Raw genomic sequence first — 25248 nt, forward strand, 5'->3', positions numbered from 1 at the left:
ATCTAAAAGCGTCCGGCATTTTCCCGTCAGGTTGCGTTTTCGCGGACGTTTCTGGCGTCCCACGGCCGCCAGAACATCATTCTCAATGTACCGGTTTTGAAAAATCCTGCGACAAACTTCCTACAGACCCGGCAAACCCCTGCGACAACTCTAAAGTAACTTCCGCTCACCGATAAGTCCTCAAAGGGAGACGGATATGCGTGGAGAACTTTGGCAGGTGATCATTATGCGGCATGTGCTCAACGAGTTCTGCGCTCAGCATGATCTGTCCGTCAAGGATCGCCCCGCGATCGAAGCGGCTGAATTGCTCATGCGGTTTGTGGCGGAAGGTGAGTTGGATCCCGACGAACCGCGGACGCGTCTCGATGACGTGATGGTGGATCACCCTTTCGGCAAGCGGCCCCAGCCCGCAGCGCAAGACGGCGCCCGCGCCTAAAGCCTTTTCGCGTTCACAGTTATAAAATACCGAAGGGGGAGCGAACTGAAGGATGGCTCTGGTATCCGCGTTGAAATTCATTGATGGAAAATTCAGGGTAAGCGCGATTTTCAATGCGCATTGACGGCAGTTGACGGACACTTGCGCTTAGCTGGGTAGCAGTACCCAGCTTTATCAGGCCGCCGTGGTCTTGGAGTAATTGAAGGGCAGCAGGTCGCCGATGTCGTCGGCTTCGTCAAGCTGGGGCAGCTCAGTGAGGACGTGGCGCAGCCAAGAGAGCGGATCGACGCCACAGGCGCGGCAGGTCAGCATCAGACTGTAAATCACAGCGCTGGCCCTGGCTCCGTCAGCGGTATCGCTGAACAGCCACGATTTTCTTCCGGTGGCAAAAACTCTGATCTCGCGTTCCAGAATGTTGTTATCGATCGGCATCCTGCCATCGCTGGTGTAGCGCGTCAGATAATCCCATTGGTTTAGGGTGTAGGACACAGCATCGCCGAGCTTGGTATCCGGTACGACCTTCGGCGCGATGTTATCGAGCCACGTCTTTAGGGCGTTCAGGACAGGCAGGCTGTGCTGCTGGCGGAAACGGCGAATGCAATCGGCCTTTGTCTCCCCTGGATCTGGGGTCTTGTCTCTTGCCTGCTTTTCGATCCGATAGAGCTGCTCGAAGAACCGGAGCGCCTGCTCCGGCGGTCCGCCTCCATTCTTCCTGGTTTTGAGGGCCTCGACAAAGCGCCGCCGTGAATGCGCCATGCATCCGACATGGGTTGCGCCATGCAATGTGCGCCAGGCTGTGTAGCCGTCGGTCACCAATATGCCGTCGTAGTCACCGAGAAAGGTCTGTGGGTGGATTTGACCGCGGCCGGGCTGGTAGTCGAGAAGCACGATTGGTTCGTCACTGTCCTCGCTGCTGCGATAGGCCCACATGTACGACGTGCTGGTCGCTTCCTTGTCTTTTTCCTTCAACACCTGAACCGTCGTCTCATCGCCATGGATGAGAGAATGCGATCGTAGTCGCAGCTTCAAAGCATCATAGATGCGGTATAGATGCTTCTCGCTCGAGCCGATGACCCAATGCGCAAGAGCGCCACGGCTGATCGGAACGCCAGCACGCTCGAATGTTTGCGCCACGCGGTAGAGCGGCGTGCCGTCGACGTATTTATGCACGAGCGCGAAGGCCAGCGTCGAAGCAGTAGCGATGCTGCCCGGCAAGGGTTGCGGTGGCATCGGTGCGATTACCACAGGCGTGTTGATCCCGGTACGATCGCAGTGGCGGCAAGCGTACTTGAACCGCACATTTTGCAGGACCTTTGCCTTGACCTCGATATGGAGCTGCTCGCTAACGGCTTCGCCCATGCGATGCATTGGGCTTTTGCAGCACGGGCAAGCCTTCTGATCGTCAGCAAGGTCGTATTCGACACGCTCGCGCGGCAGGTCTGCCGGCAGAGGCCTGCGTCCCCGCTTTTTGCCCGTAACGCCCTCGGCCGCAGGCAAGCCAGTATCCGGAAGCTCGACAACATCGTCTTCCTCGCGACCACCTTCGACCGCAGCCTCTTCGGCCTCGTTGAAGAGACGATCAATGTGCTTCTCACTGCGGGGTGCAAAGCGATGGAGCTTTGCCAGTGCCAGTTCTTCTTCCAGCTTGACGACCCGCTGCGAGAGCGCTTCCTTCTCGGCTTTGAGCGCAGCGATTTCGGCAGCGTTGGCTGCTAATTGCGCCATCAGTTCTGCAATGCTCGGTTCGCCGGTGCGCGTCATCAGATTCTTGAATCTGAACCGCCCCTGCGCGTCAATCTCAATTCGCCATCCTCAGCCAGCAATCTGATACTGCCGCACGGGATGGCGGATCATCGCATCGATATCGATGCCATCGAGGATCCAGTGGAGTTGCTCTGTCGTCAGCGTCACCACTGCGGTTTCCCGGCGGGGCCACCTGAACCGGTCTTCCGTTAGTTTCTTCAGGACCATAACAAACCCGGACCGATCAAAGAACAAGAGCTTCACCCGGTCACGCCTGCGATTGCAGAAGGCAAACACTGATGGAGCAAACGGGTCTAGCTCCATCACCTCTTGCACAAGGACCGCTAGGCTGTTGATGCCCGCGCGGAAGTCGATGGGTTCCCGATGGAGGTAGACCTTCAGATCAGCGCCCAGTCTGAACATGGCTCAACGCTCCTATGATTGCCGCCAGACCATCGACATCGCTGCATTCCAGCGTCAGGCTGACCCCGTTCGGCAGCACCGCGCTCAGCTTGGATGCATGAGATCGCTTGCCCACCGGCTCCACCTTCGTCAGTGGACCGCTGGCAGAAGACGAGTGCATATCCGTAGCTATCTGAACCGGAACGAACCTAGATACCGCAGGCAATGCACTATCTTCTTTAGCTCTCTTCACCCACTTGCGAACGAGATTGGCGTTGACGCCGTACTCCAGAGCTAGACGCGAAACCGAAACGCCGGGCTCTAAACACGCTGCGACAAGCTGATCTCGGGAGGAAGGGTCATATCGACGGCGACCGTCGCGGCCAACAAGCCGCACCTGCAGTTTAGGAGCATCGTCCATGATTTGGTGTCCACCTGTTTTTGGTGGACACTTCATGCATCAGAGCACTCCGCTTCAAAAGGCGCATAGAAATTCGCGCTTACAATTCAGGCGTCAGCCTTCCGTCCGCTTTCCAGGCTATCAACGAGCTGTCAGGGAATTGTGCCGGATAGTATGAAAAGTGTAACGGGATTGTCTCAACTGGCTGTACGATGCGATCGCAATTCATTGCGTCCGCTGCCACTTTACCGCATCAACGCGCGGCTATGGAACGCGTGACGCTGTCGCGTCAGAGAGCGGGTGCTGACCGCGAAGGGTGGTCGGCGATGTCGTGCTGATCTGGCGCTTCAGACGTGAATAAGTAAGCCTGACGTTTTCATGATCGATCTGCTCGGACGAGACGCCTAAGATAGGCGCTCCGTCACTGTGCGCGGTTGCCGGATCAAGGCAGTGGCGGCGCATTCGTGCGGCCCGCTACCGCTATCTATACCGCACCAGGCAATGCCTATGGATGCTGTTGCACGCTCAGACCGCCATCGATGGTCAGGCAGGTCGCATTCATGAATGGGCATTCGTCCGAGATCATGAAGACCGCGGCCAGTGCGATCTCCTCGGGCGTCGCTATGCGCCCGCCCGGGTGCAGCTTCATCGTCTCGGCCTTGGCGGCGACGGGATCTGGGAAGCTGTCCCAGTAATCGATGACCTTCTGCGTCGCCACGTAGCCCGGTGCCAGGGCGTTTACCCTGACATTGTGGGCCGCATATTCGAGCCCGAGCGACTTTGTCATTCCGAGCAGTGCGTGCTTGGCCAGCGGATAGGGGAATGTGTGGGGTATGATGGTGAAGGCGTGGGTCGATGCGATGTTGAGGATGACGCCACCCCGCATCGCAATCATGTCAGGAAGCACAGCCTTGCAGCAATTCCAGGCACCCTTCAGGTTGACGTCGAAACACCGATCCCACTCCTGATCGGTGGTCCCCAAGGGATGCGAGAAGACGTTGACGCCGGCGTTGTTGACCAGGGCGTTTATCGCGCCGATTTCATCTGCTGCCTGCTTGACCGCGGCGGTGACAGCCGTTGCATCGGTAATATCAACCGAGCAGTAGCCCACCTTTCCGCCAAGCTGCTTGAGACGCTCGGCTTGTTCGGCCAGGAGCGCTGCATCCCTGTCGATCAGGAACAGCGAGGCATCCTGCCGGAAAAACTCCTTCGCGATAGCCAGGCCGATGCCCTGCGCCGCGCCGGTGACAAAGATTTTCTTTCCACTTAATCGACCGGACATATTCTCGCTCCAACCTACCATTCGGCAAAGCTGCCGTCGCCATGGCGCCACACTGGATTGCGCCAACGGTGGCCTTGCTTGGCCTTCTCGATAACGTATTCCTCGTTGACTTCCACCCCAAGCCCCGGCCCTTGAGGGATGCTGACGAAACCGTCCGCATAGTGGAAGACCTCCTTGTTGGAGATGTAGTCCAGGATGTCGTTGCCCTTGTTGTAATGGATGCCGAGGCTCTGTTCCTGGATGAAGGCGTTGTAGCTGACTGCATCGACCTGCAGGCAGGCGGCAAGCGCGATCGGCCCGAGAGGGCAATGCGGGGCGAGCGCCACGTCATAGGCTTCCGCCATGGTGGCGATCTTGCGGCATTCGGTGATGCCACCGGCATGGCTGAGATCGGGTTGAAGGATATCCACATAGCCCTCGGCCAGGATGCGCTTGAAATCCCAGCGCGAGTACAGCCGTTCGCCGAGCGCGATGGGCGTCGAGGAGTGATTGGCGATTTCCTTCAGCGCCTCATGGTTCTCGGAAAGCACCGGTTCTTCAATGAAGAGCAGCTTGTAGGGCTCAAGCTCCTTGGCGAGCACCTTGGCCATCGGTCGATGAACGCGGCCGTGGAAATCGACGCCGATACCAACATGCGGCCCGATGGCCTCACGGATGGTCGCTATGGTCTCGACCGCTTTTTCCACCTTGTCATAGGTATCGACGATCTGCATCTCTTCGCAGCCATTGAGCTTGATGGCCTGGAACCCACGGGCCACCACCTCACGGGCGTTGTTGGCGACATCCGCGGGGCGATCACCACCGATCCAGGAATAGACCTTGATCCGGTCTCGCACCTGGCCTCCGAGCAGCGAGTGAACCGGCTGGCCGAGCGCTTTGCCTTTGATGTCCCAGAGTGCCTGGTCGATGCCGGAGATCGCGCTCATGTGGATTGCGCCGCCGCGGTAGAAGCCGCCGCGATACATGACATTCCAGTGGTCTTCGATCAGAAACGGGTCCTTGCCGATCAGGTAGTCCTCAAGCTCGTGCACGGCGGCCTGAACCGTGAGGGCGCGCCCCTCGACGATCGGCTCACCCCAACCGACAATCCCCTCGTCCGTTTCGATCTTCAGGAACAGCCAGCGCGGCGGAACGATGTAGCTGGTCAGCTTGGTAATCTTCATGGCGTGGGTCCGATCAAGCGAGAATGAGGTCGGCCGCCTTGGCGGCGGCGGCAAGGACAGCGGCGTTGGTGTTGCCGCTAACGATGGTCGGCATGAGCGAGGCGTCGATCACGCGCAGGCCGCGTGTTCCGTAGACGTTCAGGCTTGCATCCAAGACGGCCTCGGGATCGCCGTCGCGGCCCATTTTGCAGGTGCCGACAGGGTGGTAGCCGGTCTTTACGGTGCGTTTGCAGTGGGCGGCGACGGCTGCGTCGCTCGAGACATCCGGGCCCGGGAAAATTTCCTTGTCGATCAGATCACGCAGCGGCGAGGCTTGCAGGACCTTTCGAGCGAAGCGAAAGCTTGCCATCGTCAGCCGCAGGTCGTCGGGGTCGGAAAAGATCTGCGTATCGACAACCGGATCGGCAAATGGATCCGCCGACGAAAGCGTTACGGATCCGCGTGCCTTGGGGCGCAGCAGCAGCGAGTTGATGGTGACGCCGTCTCCCGGCTCCGTCCCCATCACGTCGCGATCTAGGTAGACCGTAGGCACGCAGAACAACTGGATCGTCGGTCGGTCGTTGTTGCCGTCCGGGTCATAGAAGGCGCAGGTCTCGACGCCGGTGGTGGAAACGGGCCCGGACTTGAACAGCAGATATTGCAGCCCTGCCTTGATCATCGGCCAACCCCGGTCGGCGCCGTAATATCCGAACGATCCGCGGGTCGTGGCGACGACCGGGCACTCATAGTGGTCCTGCAGGTTCTTGCCGACACCGGGGAGCGCAAGCCTCGTCTTTATTCCGTGCCTTGAAAGTTCATCTTCCGGTCCGATGCCTGAGATCATCATCAGCTTCGGTGTCTGATAAGCGCCGGCGGCCAGAATGACCTCGGCGCCGGCTGTCGCCGTTTTGCTGCTCCCGCCTTTCATGTAGTCGACGCCTGTCGCGCGGTCGCCTTCCATGCGAATGGCGGTTACGGTCGCACCGGTCTCGATCGTCAGCAACGGATTGTCCATCACCGGCTTCAGGAAGGCATCGACCGCGCTCGAACGCTTGCGCGTCGCCCAATCGATCGTGTGTTGCATGAAGCCGACGCCGAACTGATGCTCGCCGTTGAAATCCGGGTTGTAGGGAATGCCCATGCCCTGCAGCGTTTTCACATAGGTGCGCGTCATCGGGCTTGTATGGCCCAGATGCGATATTTTCAGCGGACCGCCGAAGCCATGATACGCCCCCGCCAGATGATCGTTGTCCTCCTGGCCTTTGAAGTAGCCAAGCATGTCCTGATAGGACCAGGCGCCATCGTTATTGGCACCGGCCGGTGTCACGAGCTCGTTCCAATGATCGAAATCCGCTGCCTGGCCGCGCATGTAAACCATGGCGTTGACCGTGCTGCCGCCGCCGAGAACGCGACCCTGCGGTACGATCGGACCACGATCGCCCAACTGTGGTTGCGGTTTGGTCTTGTGCATGGCGAGGTACGTATCCTTCGCCAGGAATTTCATGTATCCGGCGGGGAAATTCATGATTGGGTTGGGTTTGGCGGGGCCGCGCTCGAGGATGAGCACGCGCGCCTTGCCATCGGCCACAAGTCTCGCGGCAACGACGCAGGCGGAACTGCCTCCGCCAACAATGATGTAGTCGAACTGACCAGTACCGGGCATGCGATTCTCCAGCTATGCGCGACGTATTAAATGGCTTGTGGCCGAAGCCGAATGGATCCCGAGAGCGTCTCGCCGGGTTCCAGCCGCCTGAGATCACCGAGACCGGGAAGATTATGCCCGTTCGCCAGATGCGACATTGGCTCGAAGCAGAAATAATCCCGCTTGAATGAAGGATCGAACGCCGTATCGGAAACGAAGACGAAGGCGTGCTTGAACACGGGGTCCGCCGTCAGATGAAGAGCGGTGTGGCGCTCTGGCCATGATACGATCGCCTCGCCGCACCAGTCCTCGAATCCGTTGTTTACCCACCGATGTGGAAGTTCGGACGGCCTGCTGAAATCGAGGTCCTCGGGAATGTTTGTCGCCTCTCCGGGCAGCCAGCCCTCGACCTCGGTCCAGAACTTCGAAGCCGGGGCGAAGAGCGTTGTCTCAGCTGTCATCGGAAAGTATGGATGCCAGCCGATGCCAAACGGCAAGGCCACTTCTCCGCGGTTCTCCACTGCCAACGTCAAAACCAGTGCGCCATCCTTCAACGCGAAGGACTGCGTCGCATGATATGCATAGGGCGTATGGCCAGCTCGGTGCGTGAAGCCGAGCTCGAGGTGATCATCGCCCTGGCTATCGATCGCCCATTCCGACTGCCATCCCTCGCCATGGAGGTAATGCTCATCCCATGGGGTGTTTGGCGTGAATTGATACCCCCTACCCTCGTACACGAAGCGGTTTTGCCGAACGCGATTTCCGAAGGGCACCAGGGGATAGCATCCTGATGATAGCGCGTCGGCATCATCAGACCGAGCCGGGCGCAACAGCGGCACCTTGCCCAAGTCACTGTCTTGCCAGAAGCCGAGCACAAGGGCGCCCGTGGTCGATACCTTCAGTGACAGCGAGCCTGACGTCAGTTCGATTGCGGACATGATATGCGCTCAGCCCTTGTTTCGCGACATGCTGCGCTTGATCGCCTGGATGTTTGCCAGCACGGCGATGACGATAATGAGACCACGCACGACCTGCTGGAAGAACGGGTTGATACCGAGCAGTACGAGGCCATTACCGATCAGTGTGATGACGAGCACACCAAGAAGCGTTCCCAGCATGGACCCGCGGCCGCCGGACAGCGATGTGCCGCCGACCACTACCGCCGCGATCACGTCGAATTCCAAGCCGGTGGCAGCCGTTGCATTGCCCGATCCGAGACGCGAGACGAGCAGGATGCCGGAGATTGCCGCCATGGCGCCGGCAATGGCAAATAACGCGACCCGAATTTTCGATACGCTGATGCCGCTCAGGAACGCGGCATGCGCATTGCCGCCGATCGCGAATACCGACCGACCGAAGGCTGTCTTTCTGCTGATGAACGCGAAGACCGCAAACAGCACCAGCATGATGATTGCCGCCGGCGGCACGCCGAACAGCGAGCGATCGAGCGCGTCCAGCATGTCGTTGCGACCGATGGAGACAGGCAGCGCATCCGTGACGAACAGGGCCGTACCGCGCAGCGCGCTCCACAGGCCGAGTGTGGCAACGAAGGATGGCACGTCGCAATAGGCGCGCAGCGCGCCTGCGATGGATCCCAGCAAAGCACCGACCACGATCGCGAGCGCAAAGGCCAGCGGTGTCGGAGCACCCCACTGCAGGAAGAAAGCCAATACGACGGAAATGAACGCCACCATCGGTCCGACGCTGACGTCAATTTCGCCGGCGATGATGATCAGCGTGGCCGCCCAGGCAGCGATGCCGATCGTGGCGGCATCGCGCAGGATGTTAATCTGGTTGTTGAACGACAGGAAGCCGTTCGCGGACGAGGTAAACACGACGTAGAGAACGATGATGGCGACGAAGAGGCTCAACTCGTTCATGTGTTGCGACAGACCAAAGCCCGACTTGCTGGATTTTGATCTTGAGGACGGCTTGGCCGTCTGTTCGAGTGACATCTGGTGCCTCCCTCAATGTCCGCTGATGCAGGCGGCCATTACGGCATCCTGATCGATGTTGGGTGATATGAACTCGTCTTTTAGCGTGCCGTCTCTGAGGACGAGGACGCGATCGCACACAAGCGGAAGTTCCTCGATTTCGCTGGAGACAAAGATCACGCTCCGGCCCTCGGCCGCGAGTTGACGGATGATTGCATAGATTTGCGCCTTGGCCTCGACATCGACGCCACGCGTGGGTTCGTCGAGAAGTAGGATACGGCTGTTGGCATAGACCCAGCGACCGATGACGACCTTCTGCTGGTTGCCTCCGGAGAGCGTGCCGATCGGCGTGTCGGTGCGCGCTGCCTTGATATGCAGCCGATCGATCACGCGCCGTGTTGCTTGCGCCATCATCCGGCTCGACAGGACACCTGTCTTGCTGACACCGGAGAAGTTGGTCGAGAGCGTATTCTCATCGACACCCAGCAACGGGACGATGCCTTCTTCCTTGCGGCTCTCCGGTGTGTAGCCGAAGCCACGGCGCAGCATCTCCTTGTAGCGGCCAGGCTTCACGGTCGCGCCATCGACAAGCAACTGACCGGCATCAAAACGGCGCACACCGGCGATCGACTGCAACAGCTCCGTTCGCCCGGAGCCCAGAAGGCCGGCAATGCCGAGCACCTCGCCTTTCCTGAGTGCGAAGGAAACGGAGTTCAGCTTAGGCGCAAGCGCCAGATCCCGCACCTCGAGGACGACCTTGTCACTGCCGGTGTTTTCAAGAGCGGCCGTCCGCGAAGCTTCCGATCCCAGCATCAGCCGAACGATCTCGCGCGTGTCGGCGCCCTTGACGTCAACCGTGTCGATGATGCGCCCGTCACGCATCACGGTCGCCGAATGCGCGATCTGGCGGATCTCGTTCATGCGGTGGCTAACATAGATCACGGCTATGCCCTCGGAAGCGATGCGCGTCACCGCGGCCATCACTTTTTCCGCTTCGGCCGCTGCAAGCGAGCTTGTCGGCTCGTCCAGAATGACGATCGTCGGCTTGCCGACGAGAACACGGGCAATCTCCAGAAGCTGCCGTTCGGCGGGGCTGAGGCCAGCAACCAGCCTGTTGGGAGGCAGGTCGAGGCCCAGCCGTCCCATCGCTTCGGCTGCCGCGGCTTCCATCTCCGCATATTGGATAACGCCGCCCTTGCGCGGCCAGCGGCCGAGGAACAGGTTCTCGGCAAGCGTCATTCCTGGTACCAGGCTGAGTTCCTGATAGACAACCCGAACACCCTTTTCGAATGACTCCTGAGCGCGCCCCGATCCGGCATGCGACAGTTCCGCGCCGTTGATCGAAACCGATCCGCTGTCCGGGATTTCGGCACCGGTCAGCATGCGGATGAGCGTCGATTTTCCGGCGCCGTTTTTTCCGAGCAGCGCCCGGACTTCACCGGCCGCCACCTGGAACGTGGCGTTGTCGAGCGCAAGCACGCCAGGGTAGCGACGCGTACAGCCGATGACGGATGCAACGATGGGCGATGACGCTGGCTGAAGATTGGTAGCTTGTGTCATAGGTCTTTCCACTTATGGAGCGATGCCGCCGGTGGGCCGGCGGCCTCTTTCTTCAAGGCAAGCGAGAGGATCCGCGATCAGGGGATGCCGTCCGCGTGTGCCTTCAGCCAAGCCTTTCCGTCGTCGGAAGACTTGTAGAGGTCGATGTCGTAGGCAACCTTGATGTCGGCCGGAGCCTGCCCGTCAATGGACTTGATCGCCTGGGCCAGAGCCAACTTGCCCAACCCCTGGCCGGAGATGTCGACCACGGCCTTGATGACCGTGAAGTCTGAAAGTTCCTGTGCGATTTCAGTGGTCATGTCGCCGCCGAAGACGACAACCTTGCCGGTCTTGCCCTGGCTCTTGACCGCGCGAGCGGCGCCGAGCGTAGCGCCACCGGCCTCGCCGAAGAACGCATCGATATCCGGGTTGGAGGAAAGCATGGTGCTGGCGACGGATACCGCCTTGTCCAGAACGGCACCTTCCTGGTTCGCGACGATCTGGGCGCCGGGAACCTTGGCTTTCAGGGCATCTTCAAAGCCCTTGCGGCGCGTGACGCACACTTCGACAAATTCACAATTGAGGACCGCGATCTTCGGCGCATCCTTTTTCTCGGCGATGAAGTAATCGGCCGCTGCCTCGCCGAGCTTGTGTCCAAAGTCGTAGGGGTCTCCGACGGCATAGGCGGAGATATATTCCTTCATGTCGGCGTCGTTGAGGCAGGTATTATAGCAGACCACCGGGATGCCGGCGTCATGCGCGCGGCGGATCGCGCGGTAGGAGCCGTCGGCGGAAACGGGCGAGACGATGATCGCTTGAACGCCGGCGGAGATCAGTGAATCGATGAACGACGATTCCTTGCTGACATCGCCCTGCGCATTGGTTTCCACCACGTCCAGTTTGCGCCCGGCGTCGTTGGCGCCAGTCTGGATACCCTTGCGGACGCCGGCATAGAAGCCCTGGGCATCCATGTAGATCGCGCCGACCTTCAGGTCCTTGTCCTGCGCAAAGGCAGGGGCTGCGCTTGACGCAGCAAGGGCGCTAATCGCCGCCAATGCGACGCGGCTGAAACGTTTCATTTTTTCCTCCCAACAAAATTGACCACCGGCGAAGGCCAAGGCTCATCTGCCGCCCTCTCCACGACGACTGGAAACTATTCATCATCGTACAAATGTCAATATAAATACGATTTATTTTCGGAATTTTGCCTGAGTGTGACGCCGGATCGCCGAAAAGGCCCGAGTTCCATCAAATTTGCGGATAATAAATCGTATCTATTTGACGATTTATCGGTGATTGACTACTGCTGCGTGTTGCGGGCATTTGCAGAAGATGAATCGGGAGGGACACGAGTGGCAGGCGCAAGGACGGCACGCACTCTGACGGAAGACGGCGACCCAATCGCAGCACGCGGAAAGCGCAGTGTCCGCGAGGCACTTCTCCATCACTTCGTCGAGAAGATCGTTTCCGGCGAGATGGCGGAGGGCTCCACCTTGCCCAACGAGGCTGAGCTTACCGAGCGATTTGGCGTCAGCCGTACGAGCTTGCGCGAGGCGATGCAGTATTTGTCCGCGCTCGGGCTTGTGCGGTCGCGTACGCGGGCGGGAACGACGGTGCTGCCACGCGAGAACTGGAACTATCTCGATCCGCTGGTTCTGGATGTGCTGCTGTCCATCGGCACCGACGAGAACTTCTACATGTCACTGATCGACGCCCGCCAGTTGCTTGAGCCCGCGGCCGCCGCGCATGCGGCCGCGAATGCAACCGCACGCCAACTCTACCAGATCTCCAAGGCCTTCGAGGACATGGTCGAGGCCAATTCACGTGACAACGAGGCCTGGAGTCGCGCCGACCTCGAGTTCCATACGGCCATTATCGATGCGAGCGGCAACTGGGTCTATCGCCAGTTCGCCAGCGCAATCCGCGCCGCGCTTCTGGCGAGCTTCCGTCTGACGAACCGCGCCAGCCAGTCACACGAGCAGGCGATCCTGAAGCACCAGGACGTGCTTGAAGCAATCAGAATGCGCAGGCCGGAGGCCGCTCGGCACGCGATGGAGCAGCTGATCGGTGTCGCCCGAAGCGAGATCACCGATGCGCTTCGCAAGGTTCGCGTGTGACTACAAGGCTGTTGTCGCGGAGGCTTCATTATTCCGGCCGGTGACGTCTCATTGATCTGACCGCGCTATCGCTCATGTCCAGCAGTGGCGACACGATTGGCAACCCCGCTTCGGCAAGCGACCGGTTGGCAACGACCGGATGCTGAGCTGAAAGGATGAGCGTCCCCTCACCGTTCCGCGGGAATGTCAACGCGGCGGCCTGGCGGCGTCGGATAGCCACTCGAAACTGACAGCCGCTTCGTTCGCAAGCATTCACGCTGGTTCCGTCGCAAGTTCCAGTATGCGCCGCGCCTGCCGCAGGTGCGGTGCATCGATCATCCGGCCATCGAGTTGAAGCACGCCTTTTCCCGGATTCGCTTCGAATGCCGCGACGATGGCTCGGGCCTTTTCGACGTCGGCCCGCGTCGGCGAGAAGGCCTCGTTGATAACGGGGATCTGAGAGGGATGAATTGCCATCATCCCGGTAAAGCCATCGCAGCGCGCCCGGTGCGCGTAGCGCCGCAGGCCCTCGAGATCGCCGAGTGCCGGGTAGATGGTCTCGATGGCAGCGGCGCCGGCGGCGTGACCGGCAAACAATGTCAGGGAGCGCAGCATTTCATAGGGATGGGTATAGCTGCCATCCTCATTTCGCGACCGTGTCGCACCGATCGCCGCTGGCAGATCTTCCGCCCCCCAGGTCAATCCCAGGATCAGGTGACGAACGGCCGCATAGCTTCCGAGCTGGAAGATTGCCGCGGGCGTCTCCGTCGCGATCGGCATGATCGGCACACCGGGGGCGAGCGCCGCCAAGACCTCGACACTTGTGCTGCCCTCGGCCTTCGGCAAGACAAGCGCGTCGGGCCGGGCATCGAGAATGGTCGCGAGATCCTGCTCCAGAAGGCCACTCCCGAGTGAGTTCACCCGCACAAAGAGCTTGGTCCGCCGTTCGGCCGATCGCAGGAACGTCGCGACAGCCTCTCTTGCCGCGAGTTTCTCGACAAGCGCAACGGCATCTTCCAGATCGAGAATGAGGGCATCGGCGGAAAGCGCGAGCGCCTTCCACATGCGATCCGGACGATCTCCTGGCACAAAGAGCAGTGAGCGCAACCTCATGTCGGTCTCCTTTGCACCAGTGCGGTGCGCAGGCATCTGCAAACCACTTCGCCGCGCTGATTGATCATTTCGTGCTGGAAGGTAACGACGCCGGCCGTCGGCCTAGATCGGCTGTCCCTCAGATCGGCGATTTCGGTTTCGGCGCGCATCGTATCACCGATGAAAACGGGTTTCGGCATCACGAGCTTATCATAACCCAAATTCGCAACCAGCGTCCCCAGGGTCGTATCACCGACCGAAAGACCGATCATCAGCGCGAAGGTGAAGGTGCCGTTGACCAGTATCTGGCCGAATTCGCTGGCCTTGGCCGCTTCCGCATCGATGTGCAGCGGCTGCGGATTGTGGGTCATGGTGGAAAAGAGGAGATTGTCTGTCTCGGTGACCGTGCGACGTATCTCGTGCGCAATTCTGTCGCCGATGGTCCAGTCCTCGAAATGACGCCCGGCCATCACTGGTCTCCTTCCAGCTGCATGAGGACACTGCCTTCGACGACCTGGGCGTCGGCAAGGACCTTCATCTCCGAAACGGCGCCATCGAAGGGCGCGCTCAGCGTCTGCTCCATCTTCATTGCCTCGATGACGACGAGGGGCTGCCCTCTGGTCACCCGATCTCCCTTGTCGACCATCAACGCGATCACCCTGCCCGGCATCGGCGCAACAATCGCGCCATCGGAATGGCCGGCGCTCCCTCCGGCATGACCGGCGCGTGGCGGCCCGAAAGCCCAGGCTTCGCCGTCCAGAAACAGCACGCCGGCGTGGGTCACGGCCGGCTCGCCACCATCATCGCGCAGTTCCACCCAATATGCCGCGCCGCCGACCTCGACGCCGATTTCCCGCGACGCCGGCGCGTTCATCCGCAAGCCGCTTACCATCGTCCATATATCGCCGCCCAATTTCGGCAGGATCGCCCGTGCCGCCGCTTGCAGCACGCGCCCGCTGGGTTCGGTCGGCGGGATGAGATCGGTCGCGTGTCTTTCGATGAAGCCGGTATCGACCGTGCCGGCCTTAAAATCGGGATGATCAAGCGTGCGCGCGAGGAAGGCTGCGTTGGTGCGCACGGGCCAGACCTCCACGGAACCGGCCGCCCGGGCCAATCGCCGCGCCGCGTCCTGTCGCGTCGCGCCGTGGCTGATCAGCTTGGCGATCATCGGATCGTAATAGGAGCTGATCTCATTGCCTTCCTCGACACCGCTATCGACCCTTATGCCATCGGGAAACCGCAAATGGCTCAGCCGCCCGGTCGACGGCAGAAAGCCGGTGGACGGATTTTCGGCATAGAGCCTCGCTTCCATCGCCCATCCGTTGATCGATAATTGCTCCTGGCGCAGAGGCAGCGGCTCGCCGGATGCCACCAGGATTTGCCATTCCACCAAATCCTGGCCGGTGATGGCCTCGGTCACAGGATGTTCGACCTGCAGCCGGGTATTCATCTCCATGAACCATATGCGATCGGCGCGAAGTCCGTCGGACGAATCCGCGATGAACTCGATCGTTCCCGCGCCGACATAATCGACCGCGCGCGCTGCCTGGACCGCGGCCTTGCAGACAGCCTCTCGCGTCGACGCATCCATGCCCGGCGCCGGCGCTTCCTCGATGACCTTTTGGTGGCGTCGCTGAAGCGAGCAATCGCGCTCGAACAGGTGAACGACGCTTCCGTGTGTGTCGCCAAAGATCTGGACCTCGATGTGCCGGGGCGAGAGGATGTATTTCTCGAGCAGCACCCGGTCATCGCTGAAGGCGGCAACGGCTTCACGCCGGCAGCTGGCAAGCGCCGCTGGAAATTCCGCTGCGCTATCGACCCGACGCATCCCCTTACCGCCGCCACCGGCGACAGCCTTGATGAGGACAGGATAGCCGATCGCTTCCGCCTCGCGCCGCAGTCGTTCGTCCGTTTGGTCCTCGCCGAGATAGCCTGGCGTGACCGGGACGCCCGCCGCGATCATCCGCTTCTTGGCTGCATCCTTCAGGCCCATGGCCCGGATCGAAGCCGCCGGCGCGCCGACCCAGATCAGACCGGAGGCCGTGACCCGCTCTGCGAACTCGGCATTTTCCGACAGAAAGCCGTATCCCGGATGGATCGCCTTCGCGCCAGTCCTGATGGCGGCCTCGATGATCCTGTCGGCATTGAGATAGCTCTCCTTGGCCGACGCCGGGCCGATGCATACCGCCTCGTCCGCCTCGCGAACGAAGGGCATGTCGCCATCGATCTCGGAGTGCACGGCGATCGTGCGGATCCCGAGCCGTTTCGCCGTTTTTATGATCCTCCTCGCGATCTCGCCGCGATTGGCGATCAGCAGGCTGTCTATCACGGTCTCTCCTCTCCCTGCCTTCGCGACTACATGCGAAACAGACCGAACTGGGCGCGCTCTGGTATCGGCGCATTCAGCGTCGCCGCGAAGGCCAGGCCGAGCACGTCGCGTGTCTGAGCGGGGTCGATGATGCCGTCGTCCCACAGCCGCGCGGTTGCGTAGTAGGGGTTGCCCTCGTCCTCGTACTTCCGCCGGATGGGCGCCTTGAAGGCTTCGGCCTCATCGGCGCTCCAGCTCTCGGCATCGCGATGCACGGTCGCCAGAACCGAGGCCGCCTGCTCACCGCCCATGACGGAAATGCGCGCATTCGGCCAAGTAAACAGAAAGCGCGGCTGATAGGCTCGGCCGCACATGCCGTAATTGCCCGCGCCGAAGCTGCCGCCGATCAGCACCGTTACCTTCGGCACCGATGCCGTTGCCACCGCTGTCACCAGTTTCGCGCCGTTCTTGGCAATCCCCTCGGCTTCATATTTTCCGCCGACCATGAAGCCGGAGATGTTTTGCAGGAAGAGCAGCGGGATGCGCCGCTGGCAAGCAAGCTGGATGAAATGGGCGCCCTTCAGCGCACTCTCGGAGAAGAGCACGCCATTATTGGCGAGAATGGCGACCGGGATACCCCAGATACGCGCGAAACCGCAGACCAGCGTGGTGCCATAGAGCGCCTTGAACTCCTGCAACTCCGATCCGTCGACGATACGGGCGATGACCTCACGGACGTCGTATGGCGTGCGCACGTCTCGCGGAACAATGCCATAAAGCTCCTCCGGATCGAGCTTAGGCGGCTGTGGCTCGGCCACCTCGATATCCACCCGCTTCGGCCGATTGAGCGTGGCGACGATGTCGCGGACGATCAGGAGCGCGTGCTCGTCGTTTTCGGCGACATGGTCGACGACGCCGGATTTCCGGCCGTGCGTATCGGCACCGCCGAGTTCTTCGGCGGATATGATCTCACCCGTCGCCGCCTTCACCAGCGGCGGGCCGGCGAGAAAGATCGTTCCCTGGTTGCGCACGATGACGGTTTCATCGGACATCGCGGGTACGTAAGCCCCACCCGCCGTGCAGCTCCCCATGACGCAGGCGATCTGGGCGATGCCCGCCGCCGACATCCGCGCCTGATTGTAGAAGATGCGCCCGAAATGATCGCGATCTGGAAAGACCTCGGCCTGATGCGGCAGATTGGCTCCGCCCGAGTCGACCAGATAGATGCAGGGCAGTCGGTTTTCCCAGGCGATCTCCTGCGCCCGCAGATGCTTCTTCACCGTCATCGGAAAATAGGCGCCGCCCTTCACCGTCGGGTCGTGCGCCACGATCATGCATTCGACGCCCGAGACACGCCCGATGCCGGCGATCATGCCCGCGCCGGGCGCCTCGTCGTCATACATGCCATTGGCGACAAGCTGTCCGATCTCGAGAAACGGCGAGCCGGGGTCGAGAAGGCGCTGGACGCGGTCGCGCGGGAGAAGCTTGCCGCGCTCGACATGCCGCTCGCGATGCTTTTCGGAACCACCTCGGGCTGCCTGCGCCACCTTGGATCGAAGTGTCTCCACCAGAGCAAGATTATGCGCATGATTGGCGGCGAAGGTTTTCGAGCTGGAATCGAGCATGGTCTGCAGTTCCGGCATCAGCCCCTCCCCTCAGCACCTATGACTTCGCGCCCGATCAGCATGCGGCGCACCTCGTTGGTACCGGCGCCGATGTCGAGCAATTTCGAATCCCGCCAATACCGCTCCACCGGCCAGTCTTTCGTATATCCCGCGCCGCCCAGAGCCTGGATCGCCTGCTCGGCCACTTTGACCGCACTCTCCGACGCATAAAGAATGGCCCCGGCTGCATCATGCCGCGTCGTCTTGCCGGCATCGCAGGCTCGTGCCACTGCGTAAACGTAGGCGCGGGCGGAATTCAGTGCCACGACCATGTCCGCCACCTTCGCCTGGATCAGCTGGAAACTCCCGATCGGGGCTCCGAACTGCTTGCGCTCCATGATATAAGGAAGCACCACATCCACACAGGCCTGCATGATGCCGAGCTGAATACCTGAGAGCACGACGCGCTCGTAGTCGAGCCCGGACATCAGCACTTTAACGCCGCCATTCAGCGGGCCCATGATGTTTTCTTCCGGAACGAAGCAGTCGTCGAAAACCAGTTCCGCGGTCGGTGAGCCCCGCATGCCGACCTTGTTGATCTTCTGCCCGATCGAGAAACCCTCAAAACCCTTTTCGACCAGGAAAGCACTAATGCCCTTCGAGCCACCATCGGGAACGGTCTTGGCATAAACGACCAGCGTATGGGCATAAGGCGCGTTGGTGATCCAGAATTTGGTGCCGTTCAGGCGGTAACCGCCATCGACCCTATCGGCGCGCAGGCGCATCGAGACCACGTCCGAACCGGCGCCCGCTTCCGACATGGCAAGGCTGCCGACATGCGCGCCAGATATCAGAAAGGGAAGGTATCGCTGCTTTTGTTCGGCGGTTCCCCATCGCGAAATCTGGTTGATGCAGAGATTGGAGTGCGCGCCATAGGACAGGCCGACCGATGCCGAAGCGCGGCTGATTTCCTCGCACGCAATAACGTGTTCGAGATAGCCAAGCCCAAGGCCGCCATGCTCTTCGGGCACTGTAATGCCGTGAAGGCCAAGTGCGCCCATCTCGGGCCAGATTTCGACCGGGAACAAGTCTTCCTCGTCAATCCTCGCGGCAAGCGGGGCAATACGCTCTGTCGCAAACCGATGCGTCGTCTCACGGATAGCCTCCGCCATTTCGGATAACCCGAAATCCAACTCCAGCATGTCGCCAGTCCTCCCAGACCGCGATCATGCTACCGCGACGAATGCGATTAGTAAAATCGTATCAACGCCATCGCCTCCTGGCAGGTTGCCGGTAGGCACAATGGGCTACGCCTTGCGCCGCGCCAAAATCTCGGCTGCGACCAGCGCCTGCAGGCGCCATAGGTTACGGTCGCGGATGCCCTCCGCCTGAAGATCGACGATCGTGTTGTGTAGATACTCGGCGCAGGAGCCGCCCTGACCGCAGGCTGCCGCGATCAGCGAGGAAGCTTCCGCCGCCGGCAGCGGTTTCGTCAGTCCGGCCCGCTTGGTGCTGGCCCAGAATGTCAGGGCTTTTTTGGCGCCGCTTTCAGTTCTGACCGGAAGCCAGCGCACCATGTCGATCACTTCACTATACTTGATCTCGCGCGCGACGAGCGCGCGCAGATCCTGGCGGCGGCGATCGGCTGAAAGCTCGAAGGCGATACCATCGCACTGGCCGCCGCGCTCAAGCGCCATCATCAGCCCGGGCTGGTCGCTGGTTGCGCGCCAGCGCTGAATTTTCAAGGAGAACGACCTGTGCCAGCCATAAGCGGTGGCTCGTTCGCGGCTGGCGGGTTCGAACTCCGGGTTCCAGATCAGGGACCCATAGGCAAAGACGAGAAGAGGCTCACCTGCCGCTTCGCGTTCAATCCTGTCGACGAGATCGTCAAGCTCAGCTTCCGAAAGCGGCGTCCAGCCCGGCTCCGGTCCGTCATCACGGACATCTCGGATGGTCAGGGCAACAAGTTCGGGCGTCAGCTGCATGGTGGTATCGATCTGTATCAGGTCAAGGAAATGGAGCAACTGGCCGTGGCGGATGTCCGCCACGGCCAGGTCTTTTCGTTAGGACTGCACGAAAGCGAGCAAGTCGGCGTTCAGCACATCGGCATTGACAGTCAGCATGCCGTGCGAGAAGCCCGGGTAGGTCTTCAGCGAACCGTTCTTCAGGAGCTTGGCCGACTTCAGCGCGGAGTCCGCGATCGGTACGATCTGGTCGTCTTCGCCGTGCAGGACAAGCGTCGGAACGGTGATCGCCTTCAGGTCTTCCGTCTGGTCCGTTTCGGAGAAGGCCTTGATGCCGTCATAGTGCGCCTTGGCGCCGCCCATCATGCCCTGGCGCCACCAATTCTGGATCACGCCTTCCTGAACCTTGGCGCCATCACGGTTGAAACCGTAAAACGGGCCAGCCGGGACATCGCGGAAGAACTGCGCACGGTTGGCGGCAAGCGCGGCACGGAAGCCATCGAACACTTCGATCGGCAGACCCTCGGGGTTGTTTTCGGTCTTCAGCATCAGCGGCGGAACGGCCGATACCAGAACAGCCTTGGCGACACGGCCGGCCGGCTGGCCGAACTTCGCGACATAGCGAGCAACTTCACCGCCGCCGGTGGAATGGCCGATATGGACGGCGTTCTTCAGGTCGAGCGCCTGGACGACGGCATATGCGTCGGCTGCGTAGTGGTCCATGTCGTGTCCGTCGGCAACCTGGGCGGAGCGGCCGTGACCGCGGCGATCATGGGCAACGACGCGGTAACCCTTCGACAGGAAGAACAGCATCTGCGCGTCCCAGTCATCCGACGACAGCGGCCAGCCGTGGTGGAAGACGATTGGCTGTGCGTCCTTCGGACCCCAATCCTTGTAGAAGATTTCGACGCCGTCCTTGGTGGTGATGGTAGCCATTTCAGTATTTCCTTCTGTTTTAGTGTTTGCGGGCGCAGCGCTCGCTGCGAATGTAAAGGCGGGTGAGATTGCCATGGTCGTTGCGGCCGCGCCGGCGGAGAGCAGTGCGCGGCGACGCGTCATGGAAGAAAAAATCTCGGTCATTTCATATCCCGTAATCTTGTCGTTTCAAGCTTCAGACGACGCTGTTGCTCGGCTGATGACTGGAAATTGCCACGGATCGAGGGACGCAAACAATTGCACTAATGCTTTCGATTTAATTGCCTAATTTGCAACAATGGAGAAGAAGGTTTCGGGTGACCGGCGATGAGAGACTTTCTGTCGGTCACGAGCCGATCGCGCGTCGATCCCGCGAGCCGTCGATCAAGGCAGGCGCTTCTGCCCCACCTATGCTTTGCTACCTCAATTGCGTCAGTTCTCTCACGCGATGTGGCTAGTGGTTTGCCAGCTCGCACGGATCATCAGTCCTCAACGCCGGAAAGGCCCGGCTGCGAGCAAGCGTCTCAGCCGAAATCACCCAATTCTTCGTGGATGGCCGAAATGATTTCGGCGCGCTGCTGCGCGGATCGACCGGCGTGAGCAGCGTAGGTCAGTGCCAGAAGTCTTACCGTGCTGAGGATTGTCGTATGCGAAGGACCGAGGGCGAAGCTCGCGACATGGCAGGACAGAACGACTTTGGAATAATGGTGAGCCTCCAGCATCGAGGTGCGGTCGGTGATGGTGATGACATTGAGACGGCTCGTCGCGGCAGCTGAGAATCGGCCGCGAAATCGGCTGATGTGGCGGCAGCGTCACCAAGATCAGCACGTCCTTCGGGCCGGTCATGGCAAGGGTCCTCGGCCCACGATCCCTGATTGATGCCGAGGTTCATCACATTGTGACGAAGCCGCGCCGATCAGTTCGGCGGCCTGGCGTACCTTGTCGGAGCGCATCTCCTCGAAGGTCTTGGTCAAATCACTCAGCTCAAGTTCCAAAAGGGCGCCGATCGTGCGGCCAAGCGCAACCTGTTCGGGCTGGGTAACGGAATAGCCATAAGGTTCGGTGCTTGGCGAGCGCCCCGATACTCAATTGGTCGCAGCGAGCGATAACAATTCTCAAGGTGACGTTTTCGCAGATCGACTGCGCGCTCTGGCGCAGGATGTCGGCTGCTCATATCGTCGATTGCGACCGGCCGCCGAGGACTGGAACGATGTGGTGAAACAGTCCGGAAGGTTCGCTTGACCTCCCTTTATCCTGCGGCATAGACGAGCCGTTTCGACGGTTAGTGTCTGTTCGGGTCGTTTTGAGACTGCTTCAATGGAAGATCGTTGGGGTCGGTGCTACGGACCACCCGCACGCTGCCGCGGATTGCGAGCCAGATGCAGCTCAGCATTGCCGCTGGCATTCCCCATTCGAAGATCACTCCGGCATAGGTCGGCCACGGTTGCCCGGCGCTCAAGCCGTCGATCAGATATCGGTATCCACCAAGAATGAACGACAGCAGGGTTGCCCAACCGATAAGCAGGAGGAGCAGATTGAGCGCCTTCAATTTGAACAGCTTGGATGGTCCGCGCAGGGGGATGTAGCCGCGTTCCCTAGTGCGATCGATGAAGGCTGCAACTCGCCGAGCGTCGTTGAAAAATCGATGGTCGGGACCCACGATCCAGCTGCAAAGCACGTGACGAGCAATTGCCAGTATGAAAAAAATGGATGTGATCGCAAAGACCGCGGATGCAAATCCCTTGCCGTGATTAGGGAACAAATCCACCAGCGGGACGCCGATAATCCAGATCGGCAGGGTTGCGCCCACCACACGCAACGTCCCGAGATTGGCTTCGATGTTTCGGAGCCGATGAAGCTCGAAGATTGACTGCTGGGTCATTGAGGGCTCCCCCAGTTTGGATTTCGGTGATCCATATGATTGCCACAGTCTATGGGTTGTGGATGACCCCGGCAACCGGCAACTTCCTTCATGCGGACATTAAAATGCGTCGACCTTCAAACTTTATGGGCCGCGGCTTTCGCCGTCGGCCCTTTTTTCTTCCCGCGACGCTGGCATCATTCTGATACGATCAGTTGCTCAAGAGGCGTCGGTCGGCGTCGTGCTCGCGCTTGGCGCCGGCAACTTCAAGCTTGAAGTCGCAGGATTATGCTCGACGGCATCGGCGCCGAAACGATCGGTGCGATCGTGCTCTATCACGCATTGGGCTGGTCGAAAGTCTCGGGTCGCACGAACAACAATGCGTAGTAGCGATTGCTCTGTGCACGAGCACAAGAGATCGAGGCCGCCTCGTGAGAGGCGGCCTTTCTGCTCGTTTCTACCGTCATCTGGCCGGAAGACTGATTTCGAAAATTGATATGGATCTATCTGCGCCTGGACGATCAATGGTTCGCTTCCGACGGCCGAAAGGGAGTTGGCTCAACAAATCGAACACCTAGCTTAGCCCGCTCTCATCCGCATCATCATGCGAAAGTTGCGAGGGGTGTCTTCCGTATGGTGTTTGAAAACAGCGTAGAAACGCGCGGGGGAACCGAAACCACAGTCATGTGCGATCTCAAGGATCGGGTCGTCAGTCTCCGCCAGCCGTTGCATGGCACGCGACAACCGAAACCGCGTCAGGTACTCCATGACAGATATCCCTAGCACGTTGCGAAACGCCCTGTTGGCGGTTGTGGGATGCACGCGAGCTAGCTTCGCGATCGATGCGAGCGTCAGTGGTTCACGGTAGCGCTTGCTGATTATCTCCGTGAGAGCCTGCGTATAGCGTATACCCGGACCGGCGAGCGCCGTCGCTTCGCGGCGGGTGATGCCAGCGTCTGCATGGTCAAGGATAAGCCGGCGCACACGAAGAGCAACCTCATCGCTGACCAGTTGCCGCCGCGCCTGATCGCCAGCGGACCATTCACGGACCCACCGGGCGCCTGAAAGCGTCGCGCCTTCGGCGGGATTGGGCTCCTGTATGAACGCCCCTTGCAGGATGGCCTGTCTGGCGGTTGCCTCGATCGGCATTGCCAGAAAGTCCGCGAGCGGAAGATAGGCGCAGACGAGCGGTGATTGTGGCGTCACGACAATCGTTTGATGGGGGATCGCCGCCCAGAACAAGACCAGACGCTCCGCCTCGACATGCTCCTGCTTTCCGTTGAAAAGGTAGGTCATCGAGCCCTCGCGAAGCAGATTGATCTCGATGTGATCGTGCCAATGCGCTGACGTCATCGTATCGGCCATATGCTCTTCAACGAGAAAGTCGCGTGGTGAGCCGAGCCACTTGCCTTGCGTGCCAGCTTCTTCTCCGTTCATCGTCGTCTGCTCCGATCCGAGAATAATTTCCCTATTATCGAGAAGAAAGTCCCAATTAAAAGGGGCATGAAAGGTCGATCTCATCAAAGGAGAACCTTATGCCAAAGATTTGCCTCGTCGGAGCCGGAAGCACGGTCTTTGCCCAGAACATTCTGGGCGACGTGCTATCGACCTCGTCCGACCATGATTATGTAATCAGCCTTTTCGACATAGATCCGGAGCGTCTGAAGACGTCCGAGATTGTCGCGCGACGCATATGTGAGGCGCTGAAGTTGCCCTCGGTGCGGATCGAGGCGAGGCTCAATCGTCGCGAGGCACTCAAGGGCTCGGACTTCGTCATCTTGATGATGCAGGTCGGTGGCTACAAGCCAGCAACGGTCACGGATTTCGACGTGCCGAAGAAATACGGCTTGCGACAGACGATTGCCGATACCCTCGGCATCGGCGGTATCTTCCGGGGTCTCAGAACAATCCCGGTACTCGAGGCCATTTGCCACGACATGGAGGAGGTGTGCCCGAATGCTTTGTTGATGCAGTATGTCAACCCGATGGCGATCAATTGCTGGGCCATCAAGGAGATCGCTCCGACCATCCGCAATGTAGGCCTGTGCCATAGCGTGCAACACACCGCCAGCCACCTTGCAGCGTGCCTTGGAGAGAATATCGACGACATCAACTACGTCTCCGCCGGTATCAATCACATCGCGTTCTTTCTCAAATACGAGAAGATCGGAGCGAATGGTGGCCGCGAAGATCTCTATCCGAGGCTGAAGGCGCTGGCGGATGAGGGCAAGGCTCCCGCCGACGATCGTGTCCGTTTCGATGCCCTGAAACGGCTCGGCCATTTCGTCACCGAATCCAGCGAGCACTTCTCGGAATATACGTCCTGGTACATCAAGGATCGCCGGCCGGAACTGGTGGAGCAACTCAACATACCGCTCGACGAGTATATCCGCCGATGCGAGGTGCAGATTGCCGAATGGCATGCGTTGCGCAAGGACCTCGAGGGTGGCAAGCCGATCGAGGTGTGCCGCAGCAACGAGTATGCCGCCGGCATCATCCACGCGGCCGTGACCGGAAAGCCGGCGCTGATCTATGGCAATGTTCCGAACAACGGCCTGATCGAGAATCTTCCGCCGGAATGCATCGTCGAGGTGCCCTGCCATGTCGACCGCAATGGCATCCAGCCGACGCGGATCGGCAGGATTCCATCGCAGCTCGCAGCCGTCATGCGATTGAGCATTTCGGTGCAGGAACTGACCGTCGAGGCAGCGCTGACGGGTAAGCGGGACCGCATCTACCAGGCCGCGCTGCTCGATCCGCACACATCCGCCGAGCTGTCGCCCGACGAAATCTGGCACATGGTGGATGATCTGATCGAACAACACGGCGACCTGCTGCCAAAGTATCACTGAGCACACCCCTACCCTTTTCAGCGGCGCCTTGTTTAA

At 60.2% G+C, this 25248-nt stretch carries 23 protein-coding genes; 4 read left to right on the plus strand and 19 right to left on the minus strand.

Translation table 11 applies throughout. From position 1 onward, the window contains the following. Positions 1-196 precede the first annotated feature (196 nt). Positions 197-436, plus strand: coding sequence for a hypothetical protein (locus tag P3R82_RS08285; protein WP_112437125.1), 240 nt, complete (start codon positions 197-199; stop codon positions 434-436). A 174-nt stretch (positions 437-610) separates the two neighbouring features. Here P3R82_RS08285 and P3R82_RS08290 read toward each other — a convergent pair whose 3' ends face one another. The 10 genes from P3R82_RS08290 to P3R82_RS08335 form a co-directional block, all read right to left on the minus strand. Further along, on the minus strand, positions 611-2197 hold the full coding sequence (locus P3R82_RS08290) for an IS66 family transposase (RefSeq protein ID WP_283193606.1): 1587 nt from the start codon (positions 2195-2197) through the stop codon (positions 611-613). A 51-nt stretch (positions 2198-2248) separates the two neighbouring features. Then, entirely contained in the window at positions 2249-2602 is a 354-nt protein-coding gene (gene tnpB / locus P3R82_RS08295; protein WP_076846215.1) for an IS66 family insertion sequence element accessory protein TnpB, read from the minus strand. Next, entirely contained in the window at positions 2583-3005 is a 423-nt protein-coding gene (locus tag P3R82_RS08300; RefSeq protein ID WP_283193908.1) for a transposase, read from the minus strand. The genes tnpB and P3R82_RS08300 overlap by 20 nt, the downstream gene beginning before the upstream one ends. Positions 3006-3486: 481 nt before the next feature. Continuing rightward, positions 3487-4263 (minus strand): SDR family oxidoreductase, encoded by a 777-nt coding sequence (locus P3R82_RS08305; RefSeq protein WP_112950356.1) that lies wholly within the window; start codon positions 4261-4263, stop codon positions 3487-3489. A gap of 14 nt (positions 4264-4277) precedes the next feature. Then, complete coding sequence (dgoD, locus tag P3R82_RS08310) at positions 4278-5426, minus strand: galactonate dehydratase (protein ID WP_111564581.1); 1149 nt, start codon at positions 5424-5426, stop codon at positions 4278-4280. A gap of 13 nt (positions 5427-5439) precedes the next feature. After that, on the minus strand, positions 5440-7068 hold the full coding sequence (locus tag P3R82_RS08315) for a GMC family oxidoreductase N-terminal domain-containing protein (protein ID WP_113177595.1): 1629 nt from the start codon (positions 7066-7068) through the stop codon (positions 5440-5442). A 26-nt stretch (positions 7069-7094) separates the two neighbouring features. After that, complete coding sequence (locus tag P3R82_RS08320; protein WP_112980980.1) at positions 7095-7985, minus strand: aldose 1-epimerase; 891 nt, start codon at positions 7983-7985, stop codon at positions 7095-7097. A 9-nt stretch (positions 7986-7994) separates the two neighbouring features. Beyond that, the gene (locus P3R82_RS08325; protein WP_112437129.1) at positions 7995-9002 is read right to left on the minus strand and encodes an ABC transporter permease; all 1008 of its coding nucleotides are present in this window, start codon (positions 9000-9002) and stop codon (positions 7995-7997) included. Between the two features lie 12 nt (positions 9003-9014). Further along, positions 9015-10541, minus strand: coding sequence for a sugar ABC transporter ATP-binding protein (locus P3R82_RS08330; protein ID WP_112980979.1), 1527 nt, complete (start codon positions 10539-10541; stop codon positions 9015-9017). Positions 10542-10618: 77 nt separating this feature from the next. Then, positions 10619-11599, minus strand: a complete 981-nt coding sequence (locus tag P3R82_RS08335) for a substrate-binding domain-containing protein (RefSeq protein WP_111564576.1) — start codon at positions 11597-11599, stop codon at positions 10619-10621. Between the two features lie 273 nt (positions 11600-11872). Here P3R82_RS08335 and P3R82_RS08340 point away from each other — a divergent pair, with 273 nt between their 5' ends. Continuing rightward, positions 11873-12637 carry a FadR/GntR family transcriptional regulator gene (locus P3R82_RS08340; protein ID WP_283193669.1) on the plus strand — a complete coding sequence of 255 codons (765 nt, stop codon included), beginning with the start codon at positions 11873-11875 and terminating at the stop codon, positions 12635-12637. A gap of 252 nt (positions 12638-12889) precedes the next feature. Here P3R82_RS08340 and P3R82_RS08345 read toward each other — a convergent pair whose 3' ends face one another. From P3R82_RS08345 to P3R82_RS08375, 7 genes are all read right to left on the minus strand, one after another. Beyond that, a complete protein-coding gene (locus P3R82_RS08345; RefSeq protein WP_111564574.1) occupies positions 12890-13729 on the minus strand; it encodes a CoA ester lyase in 840 nt (279 codons plus the stop codon). Continuing rightward, positions 13726-14178, minus strand: a complete 453-nt coding sequence (locus tag P3R82_RS08350; RefSeq protein WP_111564573.1) for a MaoC family dehydratase — start codon at positions 14176-14178, stop codon at positions 13726-13728. The genes P3R82_RS08345 and P3R82_RS08350 overlap by 4 nt, the downstream gene beginning before the upstream one ends. After that, positions 14178-16037, minus strand: a complete 1860-nt coding sequence (locus tag P3R82_RS08355) for an acetyl/propionyl/methylcrotonyl-CoA carboxylase subunit alpha (protein ID WP_112980978.1) — start codon at positions 16035-16037, stop codon at positions 14178-14180. Before P3R82_RS08355 ends, P3R82_RS08350 begins: the two co-directional genes overlap by 1 nt. Positions 16038-16063: 26 nt before the next feature. After that, complete coding sequence (locus P3R82_RS08360; RefSeq protein WP_111564571.1) at positions 16064-17659, minus strand: carboxyl transferase domain-containing protein; 1596 nt, start codon at positions 17657-17659, stop codon at positions 16064-16066. After that, positions 17659-18822, minus strand: a complete 1164-nt coding sequence (locus P3R82_RS08365; protein ID WP_113177587.1) for an isovaleryl-CoA dehydrogenase — start codon at positions 18820-18822, stop codon at positions 17659-17661. The genes P3R82_RS08360 and P3R82_RS08365 overlap by 1 nt, the downstream gene beginning before the upstream one ends. Positions 18823-18927: 105 nt before the next feature. Continuing rightward, positions 18928-19605, minus strand: a complete 678-nt coding sequence (locus P3R82_RS08370; protein WP_111564597.1) for a gamma-glutamylcyclotransferase — start codon at positions 19603-19605, stop codon at positions 18928-18930. Between the two features lie 78 nt (positions 19606-19683). Next, positions 19684-20520 carry an alpha/beta hydrolase gene (locus P3R82_RS08375; protein ID WP_349294050.1) on the minus strand — a complete coding sequence of 279 codons (837 nt, stop codon included), beginning with the start codon at positions 20518-20520 and terminating at the stop codon, positions 19684-19686. Between the two features lie 1041 nt (positions 20521-21561). Here P3R82_RS08375 and P3R82_RS08380 point away from each other — a divergent pair. Continuing rightward, on the plus strand, positions 21562-21741 hold the full coding sequence (locus P3R82_RS08380) for a toprim domain-containing protein (protein ID WP_111564568.1): 180 nt from the start codon (positions 21562-21564) through the stop codon (positions 21739-21741). Positions 21742-21781: 40 nt separating this feature from the next. On the opposite strand, the gene P3R82_RS08385 is transcribed toward P3R82_RS08380, so the two are convergent. Next, positions 21782-22381, minus strand: coding sequence for a hypothetical protein (locus tag P3R82_RS08385; protein ID WP_111564567.1), 600 nt, complete (start codon positions 22379-22381; stop codon positions 21782-21784). A 558-nt stretch (positions 22382-22939) separates the two neighbouring features. Beyond that, positions 22940-23797, minus strand: a complete 858-nt coding sequence (locus tag P3R82_RS08390) for a helix-turn-helix domain-containing protein (RefSeq protein ID WP_283193914.1) — start codon at positions 23795-23797, stop codon at positions 22940-22942. A gap of 98 nt (positions 23798-23895) precedes the next feature. Here P3R82_RS08390 and P3R82_RS08395 point away from each other — a divergent pair, with 98 nt between their 5' ends. Further along, positions 23896-25212: an alpha-glucosidase/alpha-galactosidase gene (locus P3R82_RS08395; protein WP_283193671.1), complete on the plus strand. Its 1317-nt coding sequence runs from the start codon at positions 23896-23898 to the stop codon at positions 25210-25212. The last annotated feature ends 36 nt before the right edge of the window (positions 25213-25248 follow it).

It is taken from the genome of Rhizobium sp. AN80A (assembly GCF_030053015.1).
Classification (GTDB): Bacteria; Pseudomonadota; Alphaproteobacteria; order Rhizobiales; family Rhizobiaceae; genus Rhizobium; species Rhizobium metallidurans.

Bases quoted from the DNA above. Each gene is read 5' to 3' on its own strand.
- P3R82_RS08285 (WP_112437125.1), top strand. From the start codon at position 197: ATGCGTGGAGAACTTTGGCAGGTGATCATTATGCGGCATGTGCTCAAC.
- P3R82_RS08290 (WP_283193606.1), bottom strand. From the start codon at position 2,197: ATGACGCGCACCGGCGAACCGAGCATTGCAGAACTGATGGCGCAATTA.
- tnpB (WP_076846215.1), bottom strand. From the start codon at position 2,602: ATGTTCAGACTGGGCGCTGATCTGAAGGTCTACCTCCATCGGGAACCC.
- P3R82_RS08305 (WP_112950356.1), bottom strand. From the start codon at position 4,263: ATGTCCGGTCGATTAAGTGGAAAGAAAATCTTTGTCACCGGCGCGGCG.
- dgoD (WP_111564581.1), bottom strand. From the start codon at position 5,426: ATGAAGATTACCAAGCTGACCAGCTACATCGTTCCGCCGCGCTGGCTG.
- P3R82_RS08315 (WP_113177595.1), bottom strand. From the start codon at position 7,068: ATGCCCGGTACTGGTCAGTTCGACTACATCATTGTTGGCGGAGGCAGT.
- P3R82_RS08320 (WP_112980980.1), bottom strand. From the start codon at position 7,985: ATGTCCGCAATCGAACTGACGTCAGGCTCGCTGTCACTGAAGGTATCG.
- P3R82_RS08325 (WP_112437129.1), bottom strand. From the start codon at position 9,002: ATGTCACTCGAACAGACGGCCAAGCCGTCCTCAAGATCAAAATCCAGC.
- P3R82_RS08330 (WP_112980979.1), bottom strand. From the start codon at position 10,541: ATGACACAAGCTACCAATCTTCAGCCAGCGTCATCGCCCATCGTTGCA.
- P3R82_RS08335 (WP_111564576.1), bottom strand. From the start codon at position 11,599: ATGAAACGTTTCAGCCGCGTCGCATTGGCGGCGATTAGCGCCCTTGCT.
- P3R82_RS08345 (WP_111564574.1), bottom strand. From the start codon at position 13,729: ATGAGGTTGCGCTCACTGCTCTTTGTGCCAGGAGATCGTCCGGATCGC.
- P3R82_RS08350 (WP_111564573.1), bottom strand. From the start codon at position 14,178: ATGGCCGGGCGTCATTTCGAGGACTGGACCATCGGCGACAGAATTGCG.
- P3R82_RS08360 (WP_111564571.1), bottom strand. From the start codon at position 17,659: ATGCCGGAACTGCAGACCATGCTCGATTCCAGCTCGAAAACCTTCGCC.
- P3R82_RS08365 (WP_113177587.1), bottom strand. From the start codon at position 18,822: ATGCTGGAGTTGGATTTCGGGTTATCCGAAATGGCGGAGGCTATCCGT.
- P3R82_RS08370 (WP_111564597.1), bottom strand. From the start codon at position 19,605: ATGCAGCTGACGCCCGAACTTGTTGCCCTGACCATCCGAGATGTCCGT.
- P3R82_RS08375 (WP_349294050.1), bottom strand. From the start codon at position 20,520: ATGGCTACCATCACCACCAAGGACGGCGTCGAAATCTTCTACAAGGAT.
- P3R82_RS08385 (WP_111564567.1), bottom strand. From the start codon at position 22,381: ATGACCCAGCAGTCAATCTTCGAGCTTCATCGGCTCCGAAACATCGAA.
- P3R82_RS08390 (WP_283193914.1), bottom strand. From the start codon at position 23,797: ATGAACGGAGAAGAAGCTGGCACGCAAGGCAAGTGGCTCGGCTCACCA.
- P3R82_RS08395 (WP_283193671.1), top strand. From the start codon at position 23,896: ATGCCAAAGATTTGCCTCGTCGGAGCCGGAAGCACGGTCTTTGCCCAG.